This is a genomic window from Bacteroides sp. AM41-16, from assembly GCF_003603495.1.
GTDB classification, from domain to species: Bacteria; Bacteroidota; Bacteroidia; order Bacteroidales; family Bacteroidaceae; genus Bacteroides; species Bacteroides uniformis.
This window is the reverse complement of record NZ_QTNE01000057.1, coordinates 1-553: the sequence shown is the minus strand read 5'-3', so window position 1 is coordinate 553 and position 553 is coordinate 1. Positions and strand designations below refer to the sequence as shown.

The window sequence follows — 553 nt, the reverse complement described above, 5'->3', positions numbered from 1 at the left end:
CGGCAAATGCAATCCGTCAGATGGTCGTTGATAAACCCCGAAGCTTGCAGATGGGCATAGCAAATGGTAGAGCCGAAGAACTTGAATCCCCGTTTTTTCATGTCTTTGCTCATGGCATCTGATTCGGGAGATGATACCGGAATCTCACTCAATGACTGAAAATGATTGATAATGGGGTTCCGGTCGGGGAAGAAGGATAGCGTATAGTTGTAAAAGCTGCCGAATTCTTTCTGTATGACAAGAAACTGCTTTGCATTGGTGATGGTCGACTTGATTTTCAGACGGTTTTTCACGATGCCGTCAAAGTGCATCAGCCGTTCCACGTCTTCGTCGGTCATTTGCGCCACTTGCGTGGCATCGAAATTGCAAAAGGCTTTGCGGTAGCCTTCCCGCTTTTTGAGGATGGTTATCCAGCTCAGTCCCGCCTGGGCACTTTCCAATACAAGAAACTCGAATAGTGTCTTGTCGTCTGTTACCGTTTTTCCCCACTCTTCATCGTGGTATTTCACATACAGCTCGTCGGTTCCGCACCAGCCGCAACGTCCGTTTATAA

At 47.7% G+C, this 553-nt stretch carries 1 protein-coding gene; it reads right to left on the bottom strand.

All coding sequences use genetic code 11. From position 1 onward, the window contains the following. Window positions 1–551: DNA-3-methyladenine glycosylase I (locus tag DW896_RS21345; RefSeq protein WP_133303689.1), on the bottom strand; the 551-nt coding region annotated here is incomplete at its 3' end. Window positions 552–553: the final 2 nt, after the last annotated feature.